Source organism: Alcanivorax sp., from assembly GCF_040119285.1.
Lineage (GTDB): Bacteria > Pseudomonadota > Gammaproteobacteria > Pseudomonadales > Alcanivoracaceae > Alcanivorax.
In genome coordinates, this window is the sequence record NZ_JBEDTY010000006.1 from 1 (window position 1) to 8,317 (window position 8,317).

An 8,317-nucleotide genomic window follows, 5' to 3' on the forward strand; every position below is an offset into this window, starting at 1 on the left:
TTTTCTCCGCCAATGACGTGATTGCCAATCTAGGGGTGATCCTTGCCGGTGGATTGGTGGCCTGGACGGGCTCACGTTATCCAGACTTGGTGATTGGCCTTATCATCGGTTTGATTGTGTTGAATGGTGCGCGCCGTATCTTGCAGCTCAAGTCCTGAGCCGAGCACAATATGAACAACAAGCAATGGTCTTTTTTTGATAACTCGCCAATAAAAATCCTCGACCTGGCTCGCTTTGATAAGCGGATAACAGGTAAACGAAAGGCGCTGGGACAATCGGGGATTGAATCCGTAATCAAGGGTGGACTGCTTCGCAGTTTATTCCATTTCATTGGGGTTATGTTCGGTTTATGAGTCGAAAAGCACTGTCTTATCTGCTGTTACTCTTGATTGCACTGCAATCAGTGACAGCTATGGCTGACGTGCATCCCATTAATTATTCGGATACAGCCCCTTATTCCTCTGATTTCATCGATGGCTCATCATCGGGAGTACTGGATAGCTCGACCGCTACTGATCCCACTGATCAGAATATGTCCACTGACTGCCTGTTTCATTGCCATTACCATGGCTGCCATTGCCATGTCTATTTATCCGGCAACCTGACTCACCCAAACTTTTTGCATAAACATTCGTTGCATAACGACTCTCAAGCCCTCATTCCCGAGGCCCCATCCTCGTCGCTGTACCGCCCTCCAATCGCCTGATTTTACCGATTATGTTTTTTCTGTGTTGCCGTTATCGTTGCAACGCGCGGTTTGAATTATCTTAAATAAGTAGGATCTACCATATGCTATCAATACGTACTGCGCCGGGTTCTGGCGCTTTGGGGCGGAGGAATATCAAAAGCCGATGTATTCTGTTCAGTTTATTATTTTTCATTTCTTCGTCGGGGCTTAGCGCCGAGCCTGGGGACTCAACGATCACGCTGACCAATGCGGTGCAGCGCTCCCTGTCACAAAACCCGTCTTTGAAAGTTTTTCCCTACCGCTACGCAGCCCTTCAAGGGCAGGCCGAAACAGCCGGGTTAAGACCGGCGTATGAGCTGGGATTTGACGCTGAAAATGTCGGGGGCACTGGGGACTTCAGCGGCGCAGGTGGTGCTGAACTCACCATTGCGCTGTCTTCGGTCATCGAAATGGGGGATAAGCGCGCGGCACGGCAAGGCGTAATCTCCCACAGTCGGTCGGTGCTCAATGCCAGCCGACAGGTGGAATCCTTGGCCTTATTGGGCGAAGTCACCCGCCGTTACGTCGATGTGCTAGCGGCACAGGAGCAGGTCACCCTGGCTGGCGAGGCCGCCCAATTGGCGAGCGAGAGCTTACGCATTGTGAAAAAGCGGGCTACGGCGGGAGCGACACCCGAGGCGGAAGTCAAACGGGCACAGGCCGCTGCCGAGCAAGCGAAGCTCGCTTTGCTTTCGGAGCAGCAACGGCTTGCTTATTTGAAAGTGTCGTTGTCTGCCCTGTGGGGGGTAACCTCACCGGACTTTGACAAAGTGGAAGGTGATCTATTCCAGTTTGGCGAGGACGTGGCATTCGACCTGTTGTACGCCAAAGTTGAAAAAAATCCTGCGATAGAAGTATTCGCAGCAGAGTCCCGCCTCAAAGAAGCAGAAATACGCCTTGCTCAAACCCAATCCAGTGCCGATATCAGTTGGTCGGTGGGGGTTCGTCGCTTGCAGGAAACCGATGACACCGCGTTGGTAGCGGGTTTCAGCATGCCGTTGTTTTCCGGCAAGCGAAATGTCGGCGCCGTTTCGACCGCGTTGGCCGAAAAAAATCAGGTGTTGGCAGAGCGCGATGTAATGCTGCTGGATCTACACACGCAACTGTTCCGGGCTTTTCACAACCGCAAACAAGCCATTGTCGCGGTAGAGGCACTGCGCACCGCCATCATTCCCGCCCTTGAGCAGGCCCTGGTAGAAACTCAGGCGGCCTATCAACGCGGTCGCTACGGGTATCTCGACTATGTCAGCGCGCGGCAGGAATTATTGAGCGCCAGGCGCACCCAGATCGAAGCGGCCGCAGCCGCCTTAACCTATGGTGCAGAAATTGAGCAGCTAACAGCAGAGCCCTTGGCCTTGACACAGTATGGCGAAGACAACACATTTTCAGGAACCCCACAATGAAATCAAATACCCAGTTAAAAAAATCATTTATCCGTCTAATTACGTGTTGCTTTGCGATCACCCTGTTGTCTGGACAAACTTTCGCCGAGACGGGTCACGGAGAAGAGGAAGAGCACGGTGAAGAAGGCCACGTCGAGCTGACCCAGGAGCAGATAAAACATGCCGGCATTACGCTGGCAACCGTTACCTCGGGCACCATCCGCGATGTTTTGCCAGTATATGGCGTCGTCGCCACCAACGCAGAGCGTGTACAGTCGGTAACGGCACGCTTCGACGGCGTTATTCGGGAAGTTAAAAAAAGTGTTGGTGATCCGGTTAGCAAAGGCGAACCCCTGGTGACTGTGGAAGCGAATGAAAGTCTGAAAACCTATTCGATAGTATCCGCACTCAATGGTGCCGTTACCCAGCGGAATGCAAACGCTGGCGAGCACACTACGGATATCCCGTTGTTGGTAGTACAGGATTTCTCAACGGTTTGGGTGGAGCTGTCGGTTTTTCCCAAGGATGTTGCTCAGGTTGAATTAGGCCAGCGGGTTCGCATTCTCAGTCTCGATTCGACCCATATCGCAGAGGGAAAAATCATCTATATTGCGCCGCTTGGCCAAACTGGTAATCAGGCCATTATGGCGCGCGCTTTGATCGACAACCCGAATGGCATTTGGAAACCCGGTCTCTTTGTCAACGCGCAAATCACCCGCGCCGAAATAGCCGCTCCAATGGTGATCCGCAACGAAGCCTTGCAAATCGTCGAGGATAACCCTGTCGTTTTTGTTCGGGGTGAGGAAGGTTTTGAAGCACGTACAGTGACTTTGGGGCGAACCGACGGTGAGCTAACCGAAGTGGTGGCAGGTCTGTCCGCAGATGAAGTGTATGTCAGCAAAAACAGTTTTATTTTGAAAGCGGAATTGGGTAAAGGGGAGGTTGGCGATGATGATTAATAGCTCCCTGAAAGACATTCTGGATTCCATCGGCCGGAGCAGCATTCTATCGCCGCTCAACGAAGGAGTGTGTGATGATCGATAAACTCATTCAATTTTCCATCGCACGCCGCTGGCTGGTGATGTTTCTGGTGCTGGTAACGGGCGCCCTGGGTGTCTGGAACTATCAGCAGCTACCCATTGACGCGGTACCCGATATCACCAATGTCCAGGTGCAAATCAATACAGAAGCCCCAGGCTACTCACCGCTGGAAGTGGAGCAACGCATTACCTACCTGGTAGAACTGGCGATCACGGGGTTGCCCTATGTTGAGAGTACCCGTTCGATATCACGCTATGCCCTGTCTCAGGTGACCGTGGTGTTTGAAAAAGGCACGGACATTTACTTTGCCCGCAATCTTATCAACGAGCGCTTGCAGCAGGCGAAAAGCGAGATGCCTTCGGGAATCGATCCGGCGATGGGACCCGTTGCCACAGGCCTCGGTGAAATCTTTCACTATGCGGTGCATGCGAAACCGGGCGCCTTGATGGAAAATGGTGAGCCGTATGATGCGACGGCCTTACGCACCTTGCAGGATTGGGTGATACGTCCGCAATTGCGCCTGGTTCCAGGTGTTACCGAAGTCAATACCATTGGCGGCTTTGAAAAGCAGTTCCACGTCACCCCGGAACCGTCAAAACTGCTGGCCTACCAGCTCAGCTTCGATGATCTGGTGGCGGCATTGGAGAAAAACAACGCCAACATCGGTGCGGGCTATATTGAAAAAAATGGCGAACAATATCTGATTCGTGCCCCCGGACAGGTAGCTGACATCCCGGCGATCGAAAAAATCATCGTCGCCCGTCGTGACGGCCTACCCATAACCGTGGCTGATGTCGCCGAGGTTGGATTCGGCAAAGAGTTGCGCACCGGTGCTGCCACGCTCGATGGCGAGGAGACAGTATTGGGTACCGCCGTCATGTTGCTAGGAGGCAATAGTCGCACGGTTTCCCAGGCGGTGTCGGCCAAACTTGTGGAAGTCAACAAAACGCTGCCCGAAGGCGTGATCGCGGAACCGGTTTACGACCGCACGGTATTGGTTGATAAAACCATTGCCACGGTACAAGCCAACCTGGCCGAAGGCGCGATATTGGTTGTTGTCGTGCTCCTGGTCATGCTGGGCAATGTCCGGGCGGCCTTACTCACCGCAATGGTGATCCCTTTATCCATGTTGATGTTGATGACAGGCATGGTGCAGACCAAGGTCAGCGCCAATCTGATGAGTTTGGGTGCGCTCGATTTTGGCTTGATTGTGGATGGCGCGGTGATCATTGTCGAAAACTGCATTTTGCGCCTGGCCGGACGTCAGCACCACCTTGGGCGCACCTTAAAGCTGGACGAACGTTTTCAAACGGTGTTTGCGGCCACCCGCGAGGTATTTACACCGAGTTTGATCAGCGTATTGGTAGTGATTCTGGTGAACTTACCCATCCTGGCGCTGACCGGCGTGGAAGGCAAAATGTTTACGCCCATGGCCATGGCGGTAATCATGGCCTTGCTGTCTGCGCTGGTGCTGTCACTTACCTTTGTGCCTGCCGCCGTGGCGCTGTTTATGACGGGGCATATTGAGGAGAAGGACAATTTCATTGTTCGCCATTCCAAACGGTTTTACGCCCCGGTTTTGGCGTGGGCACTCAAATTTCGCGTACTCGTATTGTCTGCGGCCCTGATCTTTGTGGTTTTGGTCGGCGCACTGGCAACGCGGATGGGTACGGAATTTATCCCGAATCTGGATGAGGGCGATATTGCCATCCAGGCGCTGCGAATACCGGGTACCAGTCTCACTCAATCTTTGGATATGCAGTTTCAATTGGAAAAAGCGGTGCTGGAAATCCCTGAAGTCAAAACCTACTTCTCGCGCGTCGGCACGGCTGAAGTCGCCAGTGACCCCATGGGGCCGAACATTTCCGATGGTTATGTCATGCTCAAGGATCACAGTGAATGGCCTGACCCTGACAAAACCAAAGCGCAGTTGCTGGAGGAAATCGGTGAGAAGTTATCATTATTGCCGGGTAATGCCTTCGAGATCAGTCAGCCGATCCAGCTGCGTTTTAACGAGTTAATATCGGGTGTGCGATCCGATCTCGGGATCAAGGTGTTTGGCGACGATTTGACGCAACTGCTGAAATCGGGCGGCGAAATCGCGGCGGTATTGAACGGTATCGAGGGCGCCGAAGGGGTTAAGGTCGAGCAGGTGTCTGGGTTACCTATTCTGTCCATTAATGCGGATCGTTCAGCCCTGTATCGTTATGGTTTGAATGTCGCCGATGTACAGGACGTGGTCGCCGCCGCCACGGGTGGTGAGGAAGCCGGCCTGATCTTTGAGGGCGATCAGCGTTTCTCGATAGTGGTACGGGTAGCCGAGCGCGTCAGGGGTGACTTGCGCGCGTTGGAGCGTTTGCCGATACCGCTGCCAGACGGCGGCTACGTGCCGCTGCGGGAAGTGGCTAGTCTCACCCTGGCGCCTGGACCTAATCAGATCTCTCGTGAAAACGGCAAGCGGCGACTGGTTGTCAGCGCGAACGTTCGCGGTCGTGATTTGGGTGGTTTTGTGGCTGAAGTTCAGGGCAAAGTTGCGCAGCAGGTGAAATTGCCGCCCGGCTATTGGCTGGAGTATGGAGGCACCTTTGAGCAACTGCAATCGGCCACGCAGCGGTTAAGCCTGCTTGTCCCCGTTACCCTAGTGATGATTTTTGCACTGTTGATGATGACCTTTGGCTCAGCAAAAGATGCGGCATTGGTCTTTAGTGGCGTACCGCTGGCGCTGACCGGTGGCGTTATCGCCTTGTGGTTACGGGACATCCCCCTCTCGATTACCGCCGGTGTTGGGTTTATTACTTTATGCGGGGTTTCTGTACTGACGGGGGTCATGATGGTGTCGGCCTTTCGGGATGAGCTCAATCGCGGTGAATCCGTCGAGCAGGCGATTCAGGGCGGCGCCATGTTGAGATTGCGGCCGATTTTGATGGTCGCTCTGGTGGCTGCATTAGGCTTCTTGCCGATGGCACTCAACACCAGCACTGGAGCAGAAGTCCAAAGACCACTGGCCACGGTAGTCATCGGCGGCATTATCTCATCCACGTTACTCACTCTATTGGTACTTCCCGGCCTTTATCGACTGGCTTGGCGAAAGCCAAAAGAGATTGATGACAACGGCGATCCGATCGCTCAGTGACACCCTCAGGATCGCGGCACCCAACCGATTGTCGCGATCCATCCAACAGCAATGACGACACTTTTTTGGAGTATTCACATGAAACAAATTACCGCTTTTATACATCACGTTCGGTCCGCTGATGTCATCGACGCACTGCGTGACGCGGGTTACAAAAACCTATCGCTACTCGACATCAAGGGTACTTTGAAGCCCCTCGGGGAGCGGGAATTGGCCTATTCTGCCGAAGCTGGCGTGGTTATCTCAGAAGTACAATTATCTCTGGTCTGTGATGACAATCAGGTGGATGAGGTGACGGCTATCATACGCAAAACCGGGAAAATCGGACCCAGCATATCCGGTTGGGTATACGTCACCCCTGTCGAGCAAGCGCTACCGATTGGAGGAAAAGAAAATTAACTTCATGGCGAACTCTAACCCGACAAACACCTTTTGTGGTTGGCTGTGTCTTTCCGGTTTGATATTACTGATGGACCAGGCGAGTAAGTATGCCGTTGAGCGTACGATAGAGTACAGTGAGCGCGTGGAGATTAACTCAATTCTTAATATCGTACACATGATGAATCCTGGGGCTGCATTCAGCTTGCTAGCTGATGCTGGTGGCTGGCAACGCTATTTCTTTATTGCATTAGCCTCTGGCGTATCGGTTTGGTTGGTTTGGACAATGCGGCGGCGTCCAACCCGGCTTGAAGCGGCGAGCTATTCGATGCTGCTTGGTGGTGCATTGGGCAACCTGGTTGATCGTGTATGGCGTGGATCGGTAGTGGACTTTCTTGATTTTCACTGGAGCTATTCTCATTGGCCAGCATTCAATCTGGCTGATACAGCGATATTCATAGGGGTATGTATTTTTATTGTGAGTACCATAGGTAGTAGGAATCATCAAGTTCATGATGAAGGCGATAACAGCGACCATGAAAACAACAAAGGAATGAGGTAAGTGGAGAACACGCTCCCGCTGTGGCATGTGGAGCGTGTTCTCGGATTTATCAATTACTAAATAACCTCATGTCTTGTCCCGTCGAAAAGGCTGCATCAACTGTTGCCAATAGTCAGCTGGATAATTCGGCGTTGAAGCGATACCAAGATCTTTAGTACCGATCGTTCGTTCAGAGTCAAAATAAGCCGTTCCCAACAAGCGATCCGTCAAGGTGGTAAAAAGCCCGAAGTTCACATCGCCTTCTTCTGCCGTATTTAAGTGGTGGAAACGATGCACCGCGTTGATTGCGAGAACCCTCCTCAGCGGTCCAGTAAAATACGCCACGTTCGAGTGCTGCAATAGTAACTGAAGCACTACTGCAACCACCAACAACATCAGGACATTTTGTGGCACTCCTACAAAGAGCAATGGTGTCGTTCCTGCGACGGTTTCTATCAATTGATGCAATGGATGTTTCATAAGACCATTAAAACCGTATAGCCGTTTTACGCTGTGATGAACGGCATGAAGGCGCCACAGTGAAGAGAGGCGATGACTGGCAAAATGCGCCAGGGTGATGCCAACATCAGAAATGAGGATCGCCAAAAGTAACTGGAAAGCCAGCGGCCACCCGGAAGGCCATATCGGTGCCAAGACCAGCAAGCCACCAAATAACGGGAGTACAGCAACGCCAATAACAATAAGTGACTCGTTCATAAAGGCGTGAAGCAGATCGCGTCGCTGATCTTGTTGCGGTTCATTAAACGCACGATCATAGGGTGTCAGTTTTTCGGTGGCGAAGGAAATTCCTATAAATACCAAGATCAAAAATACCAGCCAACCTTGGTTGTAACCCTCGGCAACAAGATAGATAGCGACGCCATTTCCGACGAGCAAAAACAACGGCAAATACAGGAGCCTAACCAACCACGTTATGCTACGAATCATTTTAACACTCCTCGCTGATTGAGAGTGTTCAGCATCTCATGAAAACCGGGATATTCGCGATCATTTCGAACATTACCAGCAGCGCACTGCCGAAGACCGCCAGCAGGAGCGCGAACAGTTCCGTATAGTTAACCAGGGGTTAAATGATCAGATTCAGGATCTGCAAC

At 52.3% G+C, this 8,317-nt stretch carries 7 protein-coding genes and 1 pseudogene; 7 read left to right on the top strand and 1 reads right to left on the bottom strand.

Annotated features, from left to right (window positions below):
- The 7 genes and pseudogenes from ABNH10_RS02935 to lspA form a co-directional block, all read left to right on the top strand.
- A pseudogene (locus ABNH10_RS02935) lies at positions 1-158 on the top strand (cation transporter); the annotation flags it as partial.
- A 12-nt stretch (positions 159-170) separates the two neighbouring features.
- Positions 171-353, top strand: a complete 183-nt coding sequence (locus ABNH10_RS02940) for a hypothetical protein (protein ID WP_037431559.1) — start codon at positions 171-173, stop codon at positions 351-353.
- Positions 354-789: 436 nt separating this feature from the next.
- Entirely contained in the window at positions 790-2,130 is a 1,341-nt protein-coding gene (locus tag ABNH10_RS02945; RefSeq protein ID WP_140907667.1) for a TolC family protein, read from the top strand.
- Complete coding sequence (locus ABNH10_RS02950; protein ID WP_349384683.1) at positions 2,127-3,068, top strand: efflux RND transporter periplasmic adaptor subunit; 942 nt, start codon at positions 2,127-2,129, stop codon at positions 3,066-3,068. Before ABNH10_RS02945 ends, ABNH10_RS02950 begins: the two co-directional genes overlap by 4 nt.
- Before the next feature lie 74 nt (positions 3,069-3,142).
- The gene (locus ABNH10_RS02955; protein WP_349384684.1) at positions 3,143-6,283 is read left to right on the top strand and encodes an efflux RND transporter permease subunit; all 3,141 of its coding nucleotides are present in this window, start codon (positions 3,143-3,145) and stop codon (positions 6,281-6,283) included.
- A 78-nt stretch (positions 6,284-6,361) separates the two neighbouring features.
- Positions 6,362-6,682: a P-II family nitrogen regulator gene (locus ABNH10_RS02960; protein ID WP_349384685.1), complete on the top strand. Its 321-nt coding sequence runs from the start codon at positions 6,362-6,364 to the stop codon at positions 6,680-6,682.
- 4 nt (positions 6,683-6,686) lie between these two features.
- Positions 6,687-7,223 (top strand): signal peptidase II, encoded by a 537-nt coding sequence (gene lspA / locus ABNH10_RS02965; RefSeq protein WP_349384686.1) that lies wholly within the window; start codon positions 6,687-6,689, stop codon positions 7,221-7,223.
- 66 nt (positions 7,224-7,289) lie between these two features.
- On the opposite strand, the gene ABNH10_RS02970 is transcribed toward lspA, so the two are convergent.
- Entirely contained in the window at positions 7,290-8,150 is an 861-nt protein-coding gene (locus tag ABNH10_RS02970; RefSeq protein WP_349384687.1) for a sterol desaturase family protein, read from the bottom strand.
- Positions 8,151-8,317 lie beyond the last annotated feature (167 nt).